The sequence below is a fragment of the Microbulbifer thermotolerans genome, from assembly GCF_001617625.1.
In the GTDB taxonomy this organism is placed as follows: domain Bacteria; phylum Pseudomonadota; class Gammaproteobacteria; order Pseudomonadales; family Cellvibrionaceae; genus Microbulbifer; species Microbulbifer thermotolerans.
The window spans coordinates 3,566,243-3,587,096 of sequence record NZ_CP014864.1; the positions used below are offsets into that span (position 1 = coordinate 3,566,243).

The following is a 20,854-nucleotide window of genomic DNA, read 5'->3' on the forward strand; positions in this document are numbered from 1 at the left end:
CAGTTTCTTTACCGCCATTAGAGATTCTTCCCTTTAAGCGGTCTCGGAAAGCTCGGCACCGTCGGCCTCAACCCCATCTGCCGCAAGGAGCAACCGATCAATCAAGGGCCCCAGTGTTTCCAGTGATTCCGGCGCAAGGATGTCATCGTGCGCGCGCTCCGGCAGCCGGTGGACATCCAGCTCGCCAACCAGAGGCGACCAATCCCCCACCGGGTCCACGTAGTCCGGCAGCGATCGCTCGGCGACAAACAGCGTCACCCGTCCCTCGTAAACCGGCGTCTGGGCACTGGACAGCAGCCGCACCGCATCCTGGTAGTTGGCAAAAATCTGCGCCAGCATGGCTTCCCGCTCCCGCCGCATCAGCTCGTCTTCCCGCGCTTCGCCCCCTGCGGTAAATGCCTCGTTTAACAGCCGGGTCTGCTCCTGTTCCGCACCCAGCGCCGCCTCGGCGCCATCCGGGTCATCCCAGTCGTGCACTTCCGACGGGTAGGTATCCAGCAGCCCCAGAAAGGCCACCTCCTCGCCGGCTTTTCGCAGCGCCGCCGCCACGCCATACGCCACGGAACCGCCCAGGGAATACCCCAGCAAGTAATAGGGGCCCGCAGGCTGGATGCGGCGCAGTACCGCCAGCTGCCGTTCGATCAGGGTTTCCATGTCCGCGCTGGTGGCGATAAGCCCATTGGGGCGGGGGGATTGCAAACCGATGATCGGCCGACCGCCGCTGAGATAACGGGAGAGCACCGAGTACTGCCAGGCGAAGCCGGAGCCGGGGTAGAAACAGATCAGCGGCGCGCCCTCGCCGCCGCGCAGGGGCAGCACTTCATCGAAGCCCTCGCTGCCGAAATCATTCAGCATGCCTGCTCGGTTCAGTACCGCGGCCAGCTGAGCGACGGTGGGAGCGGTAATAATCTGCCCCACGCTCACCGGGCGCTTAAGCTCGCGGCGGATTTCAGCCGCCAGGCGCATGGCCAGCAGTGAATGGCCGCCGAGAGCAAAAAAGTCGTCGTCTGCAAAGACCTGTTCGCGCTGCAATAACCGCGCAAAGACTGCCGCCAGACGCGACTCCAGCCCCCGCGCCGGCAACCGCCGCTCGTTAGCCCTGCCCCCTTCTGCGCGCACGCAATTGGGTTTCGGCAGAGCGCGCCGGTCCAGTTTGCCGTTGGCGCTTAAGGGAAAAGCCTCCATGGTGACATAGGCCACCGGCAGCATATGCGCGGGCAGATGGGCGGCGAGACTTTCGGCGATGGATCGGGTATCCAGGTCCGCGCCTTCGGCCGCGATCAGGTAAGCCACCAGCTGGCGGCTGTCCATCTGCGATGCGGGATTTTCCACTCCCAGTGTCATAGCGCAGACTGCCGCATTGGCCACGCCGGGCAACTGGCGCAGCTGGCTTTCGATTTCCCCCAGTTCCACCCGCTGGCCGCGAATTTTGATTTGGTCGTCGGCGCGGCCGAGATATTCGATATTGCCGTCCGGCAGCCAGCGCACCAGGTCTCCGGTGCGGTACATGCGCGCTCCCGGTTCGGAAGCGTAGGGGTCGGCCACAAAACGGGATGCGGTCAGCGCTGCGCGGCCGAGGTAGCCCATGGCCAGCTGCACTCCGCTTATGTACAACTCGCCGGTAGCACCGACAGGCACCTGCCGCAGCCAGTCGTCCAATATGCGCAGTTGGGTATTCCACACCGGGCGCCCGATGGGCACGCCGTCCCCGGCACAACGCAGATCACCGCTCGACGCGGGGAAATAGGATACGTCCACCGCGGCTTCAGTGGGCCCGTAGAGGTTGTGCAAACAGGCGTTAAAACGCGTAGAGAAATCGTTTACCTGCACTTGGGAAAGCGCCTCTCCGCTGCAGAACACCAGGCGCAGACTCGGACACAGGTTGCGCTCTTGCGGGTATTGGGTGTTTGCGTGCTCGGTAAAGAGCGCCAGCATTGAGGGCACGAAGTGCAGACAGGTCACACCGAATTGCTCGATGGCCTCCACCAGTTGCTGCGGATCCCGATGTGCTTCCGGCTCCGCCATCACCAGCCGCGCGCCCACAATGAGCGGCCAGAAAAATTCCCATACGGACACATCGAAACTGCAGGGGGTTTTCTGCAGTACCACATCGCTGGCGCACAAAGCGTATTCGTGCTGCATCCACAGAATGCGGTTCACAATCGCGCGGTGGGAGACCAGTACGCCCTTGGGGCGGCCGGTTGTACCAGAGGTATAAATCACATAGGCCGGGTGTTCCGGTGTTACCGGGCGCAGTGGCGCGGCGCTGGGTGATGGCAGCGCAGCGCTATCCGCGAGCCGGTCGAATGCCAGCAGCTTGGTATCCGCCAGCGCGGCAAAGCGCGCGCGGTGATCGCTGTCGGTAATTAACAGTTGCGGTGCCGCATCGGTGAGCATCAATCCGAGTCGCTCGTCCGGATAACCGAGATCCAGCGGCAGATAGGCGGCCCCCGCTTCGATGACCGCCATCAGCGCAAGACTCAGACGCACGGAACGCGGCAGTGCCACCGCTACGATAGCACCGGGCACTACGCCGGCCTCGATGATCTCCTGTGCCAGGGCCTGTACTTGTGCGCGCAGCTGGCGATAGTCCAATGTATCGCGGCTGTCCAAAAGCGCGGGCACCGCCGGTGCACGCGCGGCCTGCGCCGCCAGCAGGGATTGCAGTGTTGCGGCCTGCTGCTGTCCGAGCGAATGCGCCGTGTCGTTTACTGAAGCGATCAACTGAGCTTCCGGTTTTGACAACAGCGGCGCTCGGCACAGGGGGCGCTCCGGCATCTCCAATAGATCCCGCAGCGCCTCAGCCACCCGTTCTGCGATCCAGCGCGGGTCCGCCACAGCGCCGCGGTTCTCCACCAGCAGCGTTAAGGCTTCGCCGGGAATTACCAGCAGCGCCAGCGGGTAGTGGCTGTAACCACGGTTGTGAATATCTCCGAAAACCAGTGGCTCGCCATCGGTACCGGTGAGCTGCTGTTCCAGATAAGCACTGTCCGGATAATTTTCCACAACCAGCAGCGTATCGAACAAAGGCTCACCGCCAGCCAGCTGCTGAATTTCCGCCAACCCCAAGCCGTCGTTTTCCAGTAGCTGGCTGTGGCGGGCCTGGATTTCCGGCAACTGTTGCCAGAGGCTTTGCTCCGGGCACAGGGAAACCGGTATCGGCAGCGTATTCAGGAACAGGCCAACCTGTTCCTCTATACCGGGAATGGCGGCGGTGCGGCCGGATACCGGCGTGCCGAACACCAGATCCCGGCGACCGCTGATACCCGACAAAACTTGTGCCCACACGCCTTGCATCACTGCGTTAAGGGTGTATCCCCGACGCCGGATCTCGCTATTCAAACGGGCAGTCAGTGCCGCCGGCAGACGCAGCTCCGCCTCAGAAACCGGGGCCTGCTCGCTCTGTCCTCCGCCAAACAAGACGCAGGGCCGCACATCCGTAAGCACTTGTCGCCACAGGTCGCGGCTGGCGGACAGATCCCGCCCCACCAGGGCGCGCACCACCTGCGGGTAATCCACGCGCTGTGCAGGCAGAGGCTGGGGATCTTGCCGATAGGCCGTCAACAGATCCCGCAGCAGCAATGGCGTGGACCAGCCATCGATCACCAGGTGATGGGTGACCAGTAACAAGCGGTATTCCCGCACGCCCATACGCACCAGTGCCGCGCCCAGCATGCCGCCGAAGCGGTCGGTGGGATAATTGCGCTGGAGCATTTCCCGCTCCAGCTGTGCGACTTTATCTGCGCGCTTTTTTTCCGGCAGGTCGCTCAGATCCAGGCTGCGCCAGGGCCAGTGCACACTGCCCTTTTGCGGCAGCAGGAATACCGGCGCGGTGCCGCCCCCACCGTCGCTGTCAAACAGTCCGCCCAGCTGGGGATAACGCTCCAGTACGCGATTGAGCGCCCGTCGTAACCTGTCTTCATCCAGGGCACCGCAAATCCGCAGGCGGGTAAAGGCGTTGTAACTGTCCCCGGCGTCCCCCGCGGAAGCGACCGCACGGGTATGGGCCTGAATATGGAACAGCATTCCCTGCTGCAGCGGCAGCACCGGCGCTGCCGCGGCAAATTCGCCGTGGCGCTCGCGCAGAGCTTCCCGCTGCGCCGGCGGCAGCGACCAGGTCCCGGAAGCTACAGGAGCAGCGTGAGTCTCCGTCAAAAGAGGGGCGAGTTGGCGCGGGCTGCGGTGGGCAAATACCTGGCTGGGTTTCAACCCATAGCCGCTTTCGCGCATCCGTGTGCACAGCATGATGGCACTGATAGAGTCACCGCCGAGGGCAAAAAAATCATCTGCGGCTCCTACGGCGGCGGACAGTTGAAGCACTTCGCCCATCGCCTGGCAGAGCAGTTCCTCCCGCGCATTGCGGGGGCGTTCAGTCCCCTGCGCAGGCGCTTCTTGTAATGCTTGCTGCGCCAGTTCCGCCAGTGCTCTGCGGTCTATTTTGCCGCTCATATTCTGCGGCAGGCTGTCGAGTACCAGCAGTTGCGCGGGCACCATGTAATCCGGCAAGCGGTGGCGCAGCTGCGCCAGCAGGTCCACTGGCCGCTCACGCTTTTCCGCCTCTCCCAATCCGGGTATAGCCACACAGCCAATCAAACGGGCACTGCCATTGACCTGACGGGTAATAACCGCCGCGGCCTCCACCGCTGGCAACATCGAAAGCGCATTTTCGATCTCCCCCAACTCTACCCGGTGACCGCGGACTTTTACCTGATGATCACTGCGGCCGAGAAATTCCAGTTGCCCGGCAGAATTCCACCGCACCAAATCCCCGGTGCGGTACATACGCCCGCCGTCCGCGGTGAAGGGGTCGGCCACAAAGCGACTGGCGGTCAGAGCGCCCCGGCCCAGATATCCCAGTGCCAACCCGGCACCGCTCAGGTACAGCTCGCCCGCGGTTCCCTGGGGCACCGGCTGCAGAAAAGCGTCCAGTACATAAACGCGGGTGTTGCCAATGGGGCGCCCTATCACTGGTATTTCACAGGCGGACAGAGATGCACCGAGCGCATCGACGGTATATTCCGTAGGCCCGTAGAGGTTTTGCGCAAAGAGCCCCGGTTGTGCGCGCAGTATCCTCCACAGCGCTTCCGGCGCCGCCTCACCGCCGATGGCGATATAAGCGGGGTGGTGGCGGCCGGCGGCGAAAAGTCCATTGCCGATCATCTGTGCCAACAGCGAAGGCGGTAGATCCAGGGCATCGATTTGACGCCGTTGTATGGACTGCACCAATCCCCAGGCATCCCGCCGCGCTTCTTCGTCAAAAATATGTAATTCCTGGCCTAGCAGCAGCCAGAAAAACTGAACCCAGGAGGAATCAAACGAGAAGGAATGTGTGTGAGCGGCGCGCAGACTACGCCCCGGATGCTGCTTTTGCACTTTCTCCAGCACCGGCAGAAAAAGCTGTTCCCGGTGTGACTGGAAAAGGTTCAGCAAAGCACCGTGGGTGCTCATCACACCTTTGGGACGCCCGGTACTTCCGGAGGTAAAGATCACATAGGCAATAGCGTCGTTACCAATTTCACCCAACCTTTCTCCCACCTGCAGCGGCGCACTGGAAAATGACCGCAAGCGCTCGTCCAATTTATCCAAGTCCAGGCGCCTGACGGACGCTGGCCATAACAATTTAACCTCGCTCCTGCTGAGGAGAATGCTAGGGCTGGCGTCCTCACACATCTGCGCGATGCGCTCCGCCGGATAATCCAGGTCTATGGGCAACAACGCCGCCCCGCTGTTGAGTACTGCGAAGATGGACACTACCGCATCAACTGTGCGGGGCAGTGCCAGCGCCACCACCGTGCCGGGGCCAACACCTTCGTCGATTAACAGCCGGCTCAGCTGTGCCACCGAAGCCGACAGCTCCTGAAAATCCAGGGACTTCTGCGCAGCGTCATCGCCCCAAATCAACGCTCTTCTGCGCGGATTTATTTCCGCCTGAAAGTGCAACCAGTCCGCGATGGTATTGCGGCTGGCATCCCGATAAATCTGCCGGCCCTTTGACCAGCGCGCGATTTCAGCAATTTCCCTCGGTGCGCGCACATCCACTTGCCCAAGCGGCGTTTCCGGCGCCGCCAGCCAGCGCTCCAGGAGAGCCGAAATCCGCTCAGCGTGACGAATCAGATCCCGTTCTGAATAGCGGCTCCCATTGGCGCGCAAGTCGAACTGAACTGTCTGCTCACCTGTATCATCCGCAGCAAATAACAAACCGATTTCAATGTCATCCACCGGCCCCGTCGCCAGCTGATGGGTAATGCCGGGAGTGCCGGCAAAATCGAGCGCGAAATCAAACGGTTTGTAGTTAATGACAGGACCGTAGAGTGGGTTTTCCGCCGCCAGTTGTCCCCGGTCGCGCTGGATCTGCTCCGCCGGGTAACGCTGATATGGGCGAACCCGTGCCAATGCCTGCTTAAATGCCCTCGCACAGGCAGCAAGGGGCATCTCTCCCCCCAATTGAACCGGTACTGGCAGCACATTGACGACTGGCGCAGCAGAGGATATCGCTACCGATCCCATGCGCCCCATAAAAGGCACGCCGATTAGCTGGTGACTCCGACCACTGACACGACTTAAATATGCAGCCAGCATTCCGAGGACAAGATCCGGCGCACTCACTTGGTTATTCGATTCCGCCACTATCTGCATACGCTTGAGCGTCTCTGCAGCGAGACAAAAATGGTGGCGCAAAACATTCTGCTCAGAGTCCTGTTGCAAAGGCGGCGCTAGCGGCGCCGGGCGCGGGCAGGCGTTTAGTGTTTTTTGCCAGAAAATGCGGCTTTTTTCCCATTTTTCGGACGCTCGATAGGCACGCTGCTCCGCAACCACCGCCTCTACACTGGTAAGGTTTGCAGGCGGTAAATCCTCGTTGCGAACCCATGCGGTATAGATAGCCGCTATCCGCCGGGTAAGCGAAACGAAGCTGAATCCATCCAGCATAATATGGTGAAATCGCTGGTACCAGAGAATCCGGGATTCGCCACGGCCGTTTTTTACCCGAAACAATTTCTGGCATATCCATGCTTGATATCCGCTAACTGGATCAACACTGGCCGCGGGGCTTTCCGTCGCGTGCCAAATTGTGTTCCACGCTTTTTCCCACCCCTGAGGATCATGCAGATAATCCGTGTATTCCACTTCTGGCACACAGTCTGCAGATAAATTCCGCAGCGACTGCCGCGGTTGTTCACTGCAATAGTGTGCGGATACCGTGTCCACCTCGCTCAGCCCCATGCGGATAGCGGACCGCAATACTTCCATATCAACCTCACCGGTCAATTCCACGCAGTGAGCGATCACATAGCGGCTCTTGCTTTCCGATACCTTATCCGCGTACCAGATGCCTTCTTGTGCGTGAGTTAGCGGTATCCAATTTTCCACTTCACTCATGATTGCGCCTCCGGTTGTTTACCGGAGACAGAAAAAGGATTTATGGCCTGCCAATGCGCTTCGATAAATTCATCGCAGGCCCGGCGAGCTTCCGGCCCATACACAGACTCCCAGCCCGTGGGTATCGCCATGAAGTCTGGCCATAAGCTGTATTGCCCGTATGCATTCTTAAGCACCAGGAAATCCTTATCCTCGCTGTCGAATGGATTGTTATACTCGTCTTCTCTCATCGGGGCCTCCGTGAATGCACATATCCTGAATATCAATGGTGGGGTACAGCTGTATTTCCAATTAACGCGACAATGCCCTCCACTAGGGATCTTCTCCAACAAAGCCAGTCGTGACCGCCTGGAAATTCTCGATATTCAACAGAGAAACCTTGCTGAAGCAGTACATCCCGCGTCGCCCGGTTATCGTCTATAAGCAGGTCTTCATAACTCCCGACTTCCACCAGAAAACGCGGCTGCTTACGGCTTTGCGGATCGCCGCGAAAACTATTCTGCACCCAGTCGGAAAGTCTTTTTTCCCTGCGGTTTCCTTGCTCACTTTCTCGGGAACTGTTCGCCATCGCCGCCACAGGCCACCAGAAAGCGCCCGATTGACTGAGGGCGAGACCGAAACGATGTGGCCAGCGCAACGCGGCCCACAAAGCGGAAAGACCGCCGTAAGACTGGCCGGCAAGCAAAGTCAATTCCCCTTTATCAGTGACAGGCTCCAGCGCGGAAACCTCGGGTAAAAGCTCCTCCTGCAACGCTAACCAAAATTCAGGATTACACGGCAATTCTCTATCTCTGGTTTCCGGGGCCACACTATCGATCAACAAGTAAAGGGCAGCGGGCAGATCGCCGGCCCTGGTACGAATATCCAACTCGCCGAATAAATGATCCTGGGTAGACCAGTAATTGCCGTCCAAAAGAATAACCAAAGGTAAGTTTTCCGCTTCTGATGATTGATCATCACCAGTACGGTACAGCCATATGTCACGCGTATTTCCCAGTCGGGGGCTAGACCACCTTATCTTGCGCAATGCACCCTGTGGCTCCAGGTGCAGCCAGTGCACGTTATCGGGATAGATACCGGAAAGCGGCTCCGCCCAGGCACCGTTGTGCGGCGGTATGGGATTGAAGGGATCGGCACTTGCGCGGTGTTTTATCATGTCTTTCCACCATCGGCGCCGCTCGCCCGAAGAAGTCGGCATCGGAGCATCCGACTCCTCTAGCGGCATAAAAAAATAACTTCCACACCAGTTCTTCGGCAGCGCCGTCTGCCAGTACCAGATATCGGTGTTTCCCACTCGCTGCATCTGTGTAGGCGCTTCGCGTACCGGATGCGGGGTGTGTGAATACACATCGATATATACTGTTCTGAGCTTTTGTTGCGGCCGTTCCCGCCATAGAAACAGAGTATGTTTCAGGCCGTTACTTTCTGAGATCACCATAGGCAGCCCCCGGTGAGCCATGCCTAGCCACCACGCCTCGCTCCCTGGCTGTTCTCCATCGGCAAAAAATACTTCTGGAAGTGTGGACTCCTTTACAGACGTCATATTGGAAACTCCTTGCGATCCAACCCCGGCGCCTGGCTTTTCTTGTCTTTGTAAGCGGACCAAACACTATCTGTGTTGCCGGAAAAAGCACGGCGTCGGCTGCGCACGGCAGCAAACATCAACACAACGGCAAAGGCGGCGGCGGTAAGGTCCACCATCAACACTGGCAGGCTGGTATATGCCCACAAGCCGAGCCCGGGAATCAACCATGAAGCGAAGGAAGTGAGCGGAATAAGCGCGCAGCTCAGTGAAGAAGCAAGCAACAAGTGCCAGGTGGCCCGCCCCACCCCAATCCATAGCGCGTATGCAATCGCTACCGCAAAACAGATGTAGTAGATGTTTACATAGGTGTAATTGATATTATCGCTAACCGCGTGCATCCACTTACCGGATACCATGGCCAGGCACACACCGATTACACAGCCAAAGGTAGCGCCTACGGTAATTGCGGCCATCCACTGCAAGTTCCTAGGCTGCGTGACCAATGTATCCGGCGCTGCGTTTTTGCGCAGCTTTTTCCTCCGGCTTTCAATCCAAAGCAGATTACCGGAATAAAACAAGAAGGCACCACTCAGCCCTAAAAAGAAATAAATCCAGCGCACCAGGCTTCCGCCAAAACTGCCAAAGTGGAGGGCAAAGAAATAGTTAACGATAGCGCCCCAGCCTTCGGCCTTGCCCGGCAACATGGCTGTTAGGAGGAATTCTCCGCTATAAGGATCGACGCCAACGTAGCCGGTTACTGGCCCGTGGACGAGCTCTTCCGGCTTATAGACCGCAATCCGCACCAGTGGTCTCGGCGAATCGAGGCGCATATACAACATTTCCGTGACGTCAAAGCCGGGAGCCTCCGCACGCACTTTCTGCAAAAGTTGGGAGGGCGGGAGAATGTCCTGCGGGTTCCGATGCTGTGACTCGCCCATTTCTTGCGCCCGCTCCTGATTCGGGTAAACCACCTCTTTGAGCGCCTCGTAAAATTCTCCATGAAAAGCGAACACGATAACGGTAAGGCTGATGACGATGTGAAAAGGCAGGCTGGTGATACCAACAACGTTATGGGAATCAAGCCAAAAACGTTTTTTATTCTTTCCGTACCGAAGTGCAAAAAAATCTTTAACCAGGGTTGGCAACAACAAAATGACACCGGATATCAGAGCGAGAAAATAGAGCACGCCGGCAATACCTAAAATATAGACACCCAGGTATTCATCACCCGTAAAGCCCGGTATTCCGCCAGTGCGGTGCAACATATCAACCAAGTCCCCAAACCGGGAGGGCATTTGTATATCGGTTTTAAGATTGCCGTTGCTGTCGAGACTGGCAATGCGCTGCTCAGCGGAAAGGTCGAGCTCTCTTCCACCACTGGTTTCCGTCCACACCATAGGAGCGGACAGATCCTCGCGCTCGATGGGATAAAGCGTGAATTCCCTTCGCGCACTGGGATACTGCTCCATGACCTGCGCCACAAGTTGATCTAGAGAAGACTCCTGAATCCATGGCATGCGTTTCTCAGGCGGATTTATCCAGCGGTCCATCGGCTGTTTGAACATGGTCAAAGCACCGGCGAAAAAACCAACCAGCAATAAAAGTCCAGAAGTTATACCGACCCAGGTATGGAGGCTGCGGTAAATTCGCAAAATATCACTGCGAACTTTCATGTTTTACACCCTCCCCTCAGAAATAAATCGCACAAGAAACAACAAACCAAATGCCAGCAGGTTAAGCCCGCCAAGAATCAACAGCGCCCGCTTTCCGGTTGGAATGAGATAAACCAAGCTGAATACGGTCACCCATAACGGAGCGATCATCCACATCACAAACTGCCGCTTGTCCGGCGCATACAAACCGCCGGGACCAACCCACGCAAACAGCCCCGCCAGCGCCAACGCCAGCGTCAAACCGAGAACAGCACCTGCGAAGCTCTTGCTCCACCAATCAGGTTGAAGTTTTGTCGACGCACGGTTTTTCCGGCGTATCGCATTCCCTGGGCTTTGGTTAGTCATGATTTCCGGTTTTCCATAGCAGTGACACAAAAGGCAAAAGTCCCCATAACAGCATTAGTCCCGATAACCAGGTGAAAATAGCGGTATTGACCGGATATACATTGCAGGCAACCAGCAACGTGGCCACTGTTAATGTGGTACCGCACCAACCCCACTTTGGAGACAAAGAGCGACTTATCCAGCACTGGTTCCGATGACCCAGATACATCAGCGTTGCGCCGATATGAAAAAAAATGACTAGGAGTATTAGCATTCCGGGCTGGCCTCTCTCAGCGAATCAGAAGAGGTTTTCCCGCCACTTACAGTGTACCTCTTCAATCTTGTGGACTTTTCGATTCGTTCTTTCACAAGAACCTCACACCGCACCAGCAACAGATGGCACAAAGGCGTCAAAAATAAAATCATTGCTGTCGCGGAGGCCACACCACCAAGTACACTTGTGCCAATCGCTCGCTGCGCGGCAGAGCCTGGACCTGAAGCCAATACCAGTGGAATCACGCCGGCACCAAATGTTAGTGAAGTCATAAGAATAGGACGCAGGCGTTTTTGCACAGACGAACAAATCGCTGTAAGTAGAGGTTCGCCCTTGACACGCGCCTGCTCTGTAAACTCCACGATCAGAATGGCGTTTTTTGCTGTGAGGCCAATGGTGGCAATTACACCGACCTGGAAATAAATATCGTGAGCCAGGCCCAACAAATTGGCTGCCAGTACCGCTCCTGAAAGCCCTACGGGAATAACCAGCAATACAGAGAGAGGGATAGTCCAGCGCTCATATAAAACGGCCAGACAAAGAAAAATAAACAGAATGGATACCGCATACATCATCGGCGCCTGGCCGCTGGATATTTTCTCCTGATAAGACAGGCCGCTCCACGCGTAGTGAGCCTCCCCCTGCGCCTCTGCCTGCTGTTCCACTGCGGCGAGCGCCGCACCGGAACTCACCCCCGGTGCGGCGACACCGCTAATACGGATTGCCGGCATACCGTTGAATCGGGCCAGCTCAACGGGCGCCGTATCCCAGCGGCTAGAGGCAAAGGCGGCGAATGGTGTCATTTCACCTTGTCGGTTGCGCACGTACCACCGCTGCAGGTCTTCCGGTACAGCCCGGGCTCCGGCATCCGCCTGGAGTATCACTTTCTTCAAACGCCCCTGGTGCACGAAATCGTTGATATAAGCACTGCCCCATGCAGTGCTGAGCGTTGAATTAACACTGTCAAGATCCAGCCCCAGCGCCGCCGCTTTGGGACGATCTATATCAATTCGCAGCACTGGACCTGGCTCTAAGGCATCACTATCGGCAAATAAAATTTCCGGTTTCTCATTGAGTGCCTGAACCAGGTTTCGCGCGCGTTCGGCGAGCGCCTGCTGACCTTCCCCAGTCCCGTCCTGCAGCCAGAACTCAAACCCGTCACTCTCCCCCAGACCGTCGATTGGGGGTAGCACGGTGGCAAAGACTCGCGCATCCATTAAGTGGCTGAGCGCTTCTGTGGCCCTCGCGGCAATAGCCTGAGCGCTATTCTCTTCGCTTGAGCGCAACTCCCAATCCACCAAGGGTACAAATGCGATGCCGGCATTTTGCCCGGCGCCACCAAAACTGAATCCGGAAACGGTATAAATCCCTGCGACGTTATCGGCCTCTTCTTCGAGGAAATATTTCTCAATGCCTTCCACCAATCCGGCGGTGCGGGTATAGGTCGCTCCAGGCGGCAGTGTGTAGCGGACCATTACCGTTCCCTGATCATCCACCGGCACCAGCGAATCCGGCAAACGTTGATATCCCCAAAATACAGTCCCAATCAAGACTGCATAAATCAGAGCAAAGCGGCCCGGACGTGACAGCACATAATTGAGCCCGGTGACGACAAGCCCGTCTCCCCGGGTTTTCCACCGCTGATTTCGTGGGGCGGATCTCAGCAGTTGCGCGCACAACACTGGCGTCAATGCAATCGCCACTAGAGCCGAAAGCGCCATTGCTGATACCAAGGTGATAGAAAATTGACGGTAAATAACCCCCACAGATCCGGGGAAGAATGCCATAGGCAAAAATACCGCACCCAGTACCATAGTGATTCCCACCAGTGCCGGGGTAATTTCCTCCATTGATTGGCGGGTAGCCGCCGCGGCATCCAGTCCGCGTTCCGCCATGATCCGCGCGGCGTTTTCAACCACCACAATAGCATCGTCAACCAACAGGCCTATGGCGAGCACCAACCCGAATAAGGTCAATGTATTGATGGAATAACCGGCCGAAGCGAGGATGGCGAAAGTTCCCAGTACCACTACGGGAATGGTAACGGCCGGAATCAGCGTGGCGCGCCAATCGCGCAGGAAGGCGAGCATCACCAGAATAACCAGCAGCACCGCTTCCAATAAGGTTTTTACCACCTCTCCTATGGAGCGTTTTACGAAACGGGACGCATCCTCCGGGTAAAATACTTTCACACCAGGCGGAAAACTGGGCTGTAACTGGGCAATGCGTGCACGCACCGCATCTGCAGTCGCTACGGCATTCGCGCCGGGTGCGAGATTAATGGCAAGTCCAGATGCCGGCTTGCCATTAAAACGGGAAGTGGTGGTGTAATCCTCGCTGCCGATCTCCACTCTGGCCACGTCCGCCAGGCGCACGACAGCACCATCCACAGACGATTTGAGCACAATATTGCGGAACTGCTCTACAGTGCGCAGACGCGATAGCGCGGTTACTGAGACGTTCAACTGTTGTCCGGGTCTGGATGGCCGCGCCCCCAATTCTCCCACCGGAACTTCTGTGTTCTGAGCCTCTATTGCCCGGGATACATCCTCGGGCATCAGGCCATAGGCGGTTAGCTTTTCCGGCTGCAACCAGATACGCATCGCGTAAGGTGAACCAAAGGGTTCGATTTGCCCGACTCCGGGTACGCGACTAATTGCATCAGCGACTTGGCTGTTGATCCAGTCGGAGAGGTCGGAATCATTGCGCACACCGCTCTCATCATAAAAAACAGCCACCATCAAAAAGCTGCCCTGCTGAGCCGAAACATTAAGCCCGGCCTGGCGCACCGCCGGCGGCAAGCGGTAGCTCACTTCATTGACCCGATTCTGCACCTGCATCTGTGCTACCTCCGGATCTGTGCCCTGGGCAAAAGTGAGACGTAGCCGCGCTTCACCAGCTGAGCTGCTACTGGATGAAAAATACAACAGGTGATCCAGGTTTTTCAGCGCTTGCTCCAATACCTGAGTCACACTGGCCTCGACCACTTCCGCGGAGGCACCGGAATAAACAGCGGATACATTGACCGTAGGCGGAGAGACAGGAGGGTATTGCGCAACGGGGAGTTGACGCAAAGCCACTGCCCCGCAGAGTATCATCACAAGGATCAAAACCCAGCTGAGTACCGGCCGTGCGAGAAAAAAGTGCGCTAAGGTTGCGCTGGTACCGCGCTTGGTGTTCAAGGTTGCGCCTCCGTTGCATTCTCCACCCTGACCAAGGCTGTGCGCTCTGAGGCTTCACCCGTATTCGTCCACGGCACAGCGTCCACCACCAATCCTGGATATACGCGCAAACTTCCCTCTACCAGTACACGCTCGCCCTCGGCCAATCCCTCACCCAAAACCCACTGATGCTCCTTGCTGGCCAGCAGCTCCACGCGGCGCAGAGATACGCTCTGATCATCTCCGACAACCCACACCTGCGCCTCGCCACGACCGTTAAAATGCACAGCCTGTTGTGGTACCAGAGCTACTGCTCTGGCCACACCCAGCTGCACCCGGGCACGCACAAACATACCCGGCAGCAACAATCCGTCGGGATTGGGGATTTCTGCGCGCAGAGTGAGTACACCAGTCTGAAGATCAATATTCCGCTCCGTGGCCTTAATCTGACCGGTATGCGGATAAACTTGATCACCGATAATAAGTTCTACTTCTCGATTACCGGGTTTCATCCAACCGCTGGCCAGTTTCTGCTGGACCAAGAGCATTTGCTCTCCCGATTGGACTATATCGATATAAATGGGATCTAACTGCTGAATACTGGCCAGGGGCTGGTTCTGGTCTGCTGCGACAAGTGCACCTTCAGTAATCCATGCCCGGCTGATCACACCTGCGATAGGAGCCCTGATTTCTGTGCGCTTTAAATCCAGTTCAGCCTGGTTCAGTGCTGCCTCAGCCACCTGCACACGGGCCAGTCCCTGCAAATACTCCGCTTGCGCACGTTCACTTAATTGCCGGCTGATTGCGTCATCTTCGGACAATTTCTTCAGGCGCGAAGCTTCATTTTTTAATGTTTCCAGTTCTGCCTTCACAGCCATTACCTCCGCCCTGGCCCGCGCAACCTGTATCTGGTAATCGTCTGAGTTAATGATGTAGAGCAGGTCACCGGCATTGACAAAGGCCCCCTCTTTGAACAAGCGCTTCTCCAATATGCCGCTAACCTGCGGGCGAACTTCCGCAATTCTCAAAGGAGCAACCCGGGCTGGCAGCGTATACTCCACAGGCATAGGACCAACGGATACCTTTGTCACGGCAACTTGTGGAGATTTTTTTCCATCTATCTCTCGATCCGGCATGCTTTCTGCACAGCCAAACAGCATGAAAAATAGAACGATAAGTTTTACTAATATTTTATTTTTCACTACTGTTTTCCTATTTTTAATCCAGTCAATAGCATTCTCCAGGTTCCCACCCGCCTGAAGCCAAATCCATTTCCCAACAACATTAAAAACTCAACTAATTTGAATTGCCGAACCTCTGAATAGTTTTCTACTTGATGACAAAGATTATTTTCATCCAGATACGTATTACGCAATCAACTACAGCGCTCATGCAAATTAATCAGAGGTTCCACAACCCTTCTCTGACATGGCACATGGATAAATCTTTAGTCACCCGATAAAAGACCTGCTTTAATTTATCTATTTTTCTCAGGCAGATAATGTCGCTCCACCATCGACAACGATATTCTGCATGGTGATGTGACTCGCCTGATCGGACGCAAGAAAAATCACCGTATTGGCAATTTCCTCTGGCCTTGCAATCTTTTTCAAAGGTATTCCCAATTTGTATTGCTCCGGAATTCCGGCAATTGTTCTTTGGTAGCCATCCTCAACATTTCCACGCTTATCCATCAGCATGGATTGCAACATCTCTGTATCCGTAGAGCCGGGAGAAACCAGATTGCAACGCACGCCAAATTCCGCAAGCTCCAAAGCGGCACAGTGACTCAGGCTTTGCAAAGCCGCCTTGGAAGCACAATAGCCCCCCATGCACATGCGCGGCACCCTGGACGCGTTGGAAGCGATATTAACAATGGCGCCCTGCCGTTGTGTTTTGAAATGGTGCGACAATTCGCGTAGCAAATAAAAAACGCCACTGACGTTCACATCCATGCATTTTTCCCAATCTTTCAGCGACATGGCGTTGCGACTTGTCTTGTCGATATCTCCGAGCCGCAATACACCGGCGGCATTAACAAGAACTCTTGGGCCCATCCCCTCGTGAAGCATTTCCTCAACTAATACACGGACCTGCTCCGGATCAGATACGTCCAGGTGGCGGGTTGTAAAGGCATATCCCCTGTCTTCAAAACGACAATCCAACCCCAGTACCCGGGCGCCGAGATGCACAAAGCGATCTGCGACTACGCGCCCAATCCCGCGCGCGGCACCGGTGACCCAGACAGTTTGTTGCTGGAAACTGTAACCGCTACTGTTATCGACGATATTCACTAATCAAGCTGCCTGTTTTTGCTCAATCAATTTCCACCAATTGGCCAGGGTAGGCTCACCTGCAAGCTCTTCGAAACTAAGATGTATACCTAGCTGCTGCCAGCGACCGATCAGCTGCATTACCTGAATAGAGTCGAGCCCATAATCCAGAAGGTTGTCTTCGGGGTCCGGTGTTCCGGCATCCTCCTCTAACAAGGGGGTGATTTGCGCGGTCAGCCAGGGAAAGTCCACTTTCGCTACTGGATTTAAAATCTCTTCAACCGTCGTCACCGACCCACAGCGACCAGCGACAAAATCAAGTGCTTGTTGATGCTCCCGGGGCGAAAAGTCGGCGACAGCATCCGCAACGAGAAACGGCTTAATATCCCGCATAAATGCATCGAGCGCTGTAGTCATACAGCCGATGTGGGCATATACACCACCAATAATCAGCTGATCCCGCCCCCAATCGCGCATCAGGGCTTCAAGATGCGAACGCTGAAAAGCACTGTAGCGCCACTTAACCAGCACAGTGTCATTTTTCTCCGGTGTCAGTGGCGTAACAATTTTTGCCGCTTCTGGATCACTCGCGGTTATTCCCGGCCCCCACAGATCCGTCAGCAACGCGCGCTCTTCCGCCGTCTGACTGGGTGGCTGGGCGGTGTACACCACGGGGACTTTATGTTCCCAGGCCCAAGAACGCAGTGCGATGAGGTTCGCTAGCAGAGTGTCGATAAGCGCACTTTCTTCACCATAGAAGTGCAGGAAATACTCCTGCATATCGTGAATCAAAAGCACAGCTCTTTCGGCATCCAGATTCCACCGAACCCTGTTCTCGGGCATCTGCTGTGGCATTGGATAAGAGCGGATAGATGGAATACTCATATTTGCTTCCCAGCCTCCTTCAAATAGCTTCCTCGGCCAATAAGCGGCGCCCCACCTGAGCACGCAGAGCCACCTTGTCAATTTTTCCCACCGCCGTCAGCGGCAGCGCTTTGAGAAACTGGAACCGGTCCGGTATCTTGTAGTCGGCAAGCCCCTGCTCTCTAAGAAAACGGCGCAGCTGTACGGGTTTTAATTTTGCGTTGCGTGTGACGATACAGGCGCAGCTCTTCTCCCCAAGATTGGCATCCTGCAAGGCAATCAACCCTACCTGTTCAATGTCGCCGTGTTTCAGCAGTAGGTTTTCCACCTCTTCCGCGGCTATTTTTTCTCCACCGCGATTGATCTGGTCTTTGACCCGCCCCACGACTCTTAAATAGCCGTCTTCATCCTGCTGCACTATGTCTCCGGAGCAGTAAAATCCCTCTTTGTCGAATACCCGTGCGTTTTGCTGCGGTGCCTTGTAATAACCGCGAAAGGTGTATGGGCCACGGGTATAAAGCAGACCGGGCTGCCCCACGGTTACTGGGTTGCCTTTTTCGTCCAGCACCCGAACCTCATCGCCATCGCTCATCGGGCGCCCCTGAGTGGTGAAAATTTTTTCATCGCTATCGTCCAGACGCGTGTAATTCACCAGGCCTTCGGCCATTCCGAAAACCTGTTGCAAACGGCACCCAAGGACAGTGGGAACACGGCGGGCCACTGTCTCGGCAAAATTTGCCCCGCCCACCTGTAACAATTGCAAACTGTTCAGAGGCTTCTCTCCGCGCGCCTGCGCGCGCTCAGCTGCAGACAGCCAGAGGTTTACCGCTGAAGGGACCAAGGCGGCCATGGTGACGCCGTGGCGCTGCACCAGTGCAAAACACTGCCCGGGCTCCGTTGATTCGGCCAGGATCACGGTGCCCCCCGCGTGAAAAACACCGAGAGCGCCCGGGGAGCTGAGGGGAAAATTATGCGGTGCGGGCAATGCACAGAGGTATCTGGTGTGCGAGCTCAGGCGGCAAATCTCCGCGCTGCGGCGCACACTATAGTAGTAATCATTGTGTGTGCGCGGGATCAGCTTTGGTGTTCCCGTGCTGCCTCCGGACAATTGGAAAAATGCCACTTGATGTGCCGCCGAGGGAGAACAAAACGCCCGCCCGGCGTGGCCCTCAGGGCTGTGGAGACATTGTTCCAGATCGTCTGTGTAATCTGTGGCCCCAAGCACCAATACGTGCACCTGGGGGAATTTCTTTTTCAGCTGTTCAGTGAAATCTGCACTTCGAAACAGCTTGTGGCGCGCGCTGCCGATTACCAGCGTCGGTTGCAGTTGTTCCGCATAGGCATTGAGTTCCAGTTGTTGATGGCTAAACAGCGCATTGACCGGTGCCACGCCAAGTTTCAGCAAGGCAAAAAAGACAATATAAAACTCGGCGATATTGGGTAACTGGACCAGCGCAGTCTGCCCCCGGCACAGTCCGCGCTGCCCAAGCTCTGCCGCCAAATGGGATGACAGCCGGTCAAGATCCGCGTAGGTAAAGGCCCGCTCGCCACAAATTACAGCCACGTTTTTTGCAGAGTCACTCCCCTGTATCAAATCAGTCAGGGGGCGGTCTATCCAGTAGCCACTCTGCCGATAGCGACGTTGCAGCTCCTCGGGCCATTGCGTGTATTCAATTGCGGAAATCGCACCCATAGCCTCTGTAGTCATGCCGACACCTCCGACCTGGTGTCCAACGGCTTGCGCGCGGCCCGAGCAATTTCTCCGCTGTTATTTTTGTTCGCCCTTACATTGTCTTCGCCGATAACGTCAGCTTTTTCCCCGTCTTTTTCCATGTCCGCGTCAACGCCGAGGGCATTCAACATCGTCTTAAGTTTTGCCTGTGTTTCCTGCCACTCACTTTCCGGGTCCGAGTCCGCCACGATGCCTGCACCCGCAAAAAGCTGTACACGGCGTCCGGAAAAGAGTCCGCACCGAATTGCCACCGCCCATTCGCCATTGCCCTGGGCATCACACCAGCCGACGATGCCACCGAACATTCCCCGGTCAAATGGTTCCACCAGTTGAATCAGTTTCTGCGCAGCTTCCGTCGGGAATCCACATAAAGCCGGCGTTGGATGCAGGCGGCAGGCCAACTGCAGTACTGTCATATCCGGGTTAGCCAGCGTTCCACAAATCGGCGTAGAGAGATGCCACATGGTGCTGGTTTGCATCAATTGAGGGCTATCGGGAATGCTTAGTTCGCTGCACAGCGGCGTCAATTGCGCGCGAATATCTTCAATCACCAGCCGGTGCTCGTAGGCATCTTTAGCGGACTCGGTGAGATTTTCACTGACCTTTTTATCCATCGCCGTATCGCCCTGCCGCTTGGCCGAGCCAGCCAGGGGATTGGTATACACTTGCGCTCCCTGGCGCCGCAGCAACAGCTCCGGACTTGCCCCTATCAATTGCGCACCGCTGGATAGCGGAAAGCGGAAATGATAGGCAGAGGGGTTGAGCGCAACCAGACGACTAAAAAATGTGTTCAGGCACACAGGGCCATCCAATTCCAACTCCAGCATGCGGGAAAGAACGGCTTTTCGGATATCACTGAGGGAAAAGTTCGCAATGATCTGCTTAACCGCCTGTTTAAAGCGTTGTTTTTCTGGCAGGCTCTTTTGGTGCAGCAACCGGGGGGATTTACACTCACCCTGTTTTGTTTTAACAGCTATAAAAGGCTTAATCCGCAGTGAACGCGAGAAAATTTCATAACTGCACGGTATGGTAATCTCCGCCGGTTGTGTCTGATCAAAGGGAATAGCGCCAATGGCAATCGGGTTGGCTATCCCTGCCTGACGCGCCCGTTGAAATGCGGCTCGCAACTTATGATGGAAGAAATCTTTTCCCGAATCTCCATCCTTGCCCCCCAGAATCCATTGGTGACTTTTATCCCCGCTTTTTACCGGCAGTAGCAATTGTTCAAATATCCCATTTCCACGAATGCCGCAGTGGGATGACATAAAAAGGTATTCCGCGTTTGCCAGCTCAGAATCCACCCCCTTGAACTCTGCAGCTTCAGCCAGTTCGTTCATCGCATTCTCCTCGCGAGTAAAGGAACATCTGACCACTTCCAAAATGGTCCCACGGGCGCTATTGGATATTGAAAAGAATCTGATTAATTCGCGTCAGGGCAATCGTTGCTGCACGCAGATATGGTGCTCAATTAAAGCTATGGATATTTAGAATATCGTTATATGTACGGGCGGAATCTATAGCGGCCTAGTCATACATTATTGAAATATCCATTTCATTACCTGTGTGCCCCTCAATCAACTGCAGCGCTCGCGCGAATCAAACAGAGATTCTTTAGTGAACCCGAGGAGTTTTTGGAATGAGTTTCCACCGG

At 56.0% G+C, this 20,854-nt stretch carries 11 protein-coding genes; all 11 read right to left on the reverse strand.

The window, feature by feature from the left end; all coding sequences use genetic code 11:
• Positions 1-33: 33 nt before the first annotated feature.
• Positions 34-7,377 (reverse strand): non-ribosomal peptide synthetase, encoded by a 7,344-nt coding sequence (locus A3224_RS14710; protein WP_067156319.1) that lies wholly within the window; start codon positions 7,375-7,377, stop codon positions 34-36.
• Positions 7,374-7,607, reverse strand: coding sequence for an MbtH family protein (locus tag A3224_RS14715; protein ID WP_067156322.1), 234 nt, complete (start codon positions 7,605-7,607; stop codon positions 7,374-7,376). Before A3224_RS14715 ends, A3224_RS14710 begins: the two co-directional genes overlap by 4 nt.
• 32 nt (positions 7,608-7,639) lie before the next feature.
• Complete coding sequence (gene fes / locus A3224_RS14720; protein ID WP_082817561.1) at positions 7,640-8,920, reverse strand: enterochelin esterase; 1,281 nt, start codon at positions 8,918-8,920, stop codon at positions 7,640-7,642.
• A complete protein-coding gene (locus A3224_RS14725) occupies positions 8,917-10,575 on the reverse strand; it encodes a PepSY-associated TM helix domain-containing protein (RefSeq protein ID WP_067156328.1) in 1,659 nt (552 codons plus the stop codon). Before A3224_RS14725 ends, fes begins: the two co-directional genes overlap by 4 nt.
• A gap of 3 nt (positions 10,576-10,578) precedes the next feature.
• Positions 10,579-10,920 carry a hypothetical protein gene (locus tag A3224_RS14730; RefSeq protein WP_067156330.1) on the reverse strand — a complete coding sequence of 114 codons (342 nt, stop codon included), beginning with the start codon at positions 10,918-10,920 and terminating at the stop codon, positions 10,579-10,581.
• Positions 10,921-11,166: 246 nt separating this feature from the next.
• Positions 11,167-14,355, reverse strand: coding sequence for a multidrug efflux RND transporter permease subunit (locus A3224_RS14735; RefSeq protein WP_067156333.1), 3,189 nt, complete (start codon positions 14,353-14,355; stop codon positions 11,167-11,169).
• Positions 14,352-15,494: an efflux RND transporter periplasmic adaptor subunit gene (locus A3224_RS14740; protein WP_331709199.1), complete on the reverse strand. Its 1,143-nt coding sequence runs from the start codon at positions 15,492-15,494 to the stop codon at positions 14,352-14,354. Before A3224_RS14740 ends, A3224_RS14735 begins: the two co-directional genes overlap by 4 nt.
• A 330-nt stretch (positions 15,495-15,824) precedes the next feature.
• Positions 15,825-16,628 carry a 2,3-dihydro-2,3-dihydroxybenzoate dehydrogenase gene (gene dhbA / locus A3224_RS14745; RefSeq protein WP_197463006.1) on the reverse strand — a complete coding sequence of 268 codons (804 nt, stop codon included), beginning with the start codon at positions 16,626-16,628 and terminating at the stop codon, positions 15,825-15,827.
• A gap of 3 nt (positions 16,629-16,631) precedes the next feature.
• Entirely contained in the window at positions 16,632-17,492 is an 861-nt protein-coding gene (locus A3224_RS14750; RefSeq protein WP_067156339.1) for an isochorismatase family protein, read from the reverse strand.
• Between the two features lie 19 nt (positions 17,493-17,511).
• On the reverse strand, positions 17,512-19,179 hold the full coding sequence (locus A3224_RS14755) for a (2,3-dihydroxybenzoyl)adenylate synthase (RefSeq protein WP_197463007.1): 1,668 nt from the start codon (positions 19,177-19,179) through the stop codon (positions 17,512-17,514).
• Entirely contained in the window at positions 19,176-20,540 is a 1,365-nt protein-coding gene (locus A3224_RS14760; RefSeq protein WP_082817562.1) for an isochorismate synthase, read from the reverse strand. The genes A3224_RS14755 and A3224_RS14760 overlap by 4 nt, the downstream gene beginning before the upstream one ends.
• Between the last annotated feature and the right edge of the window lie 314 nt (positions 20,541-20,854).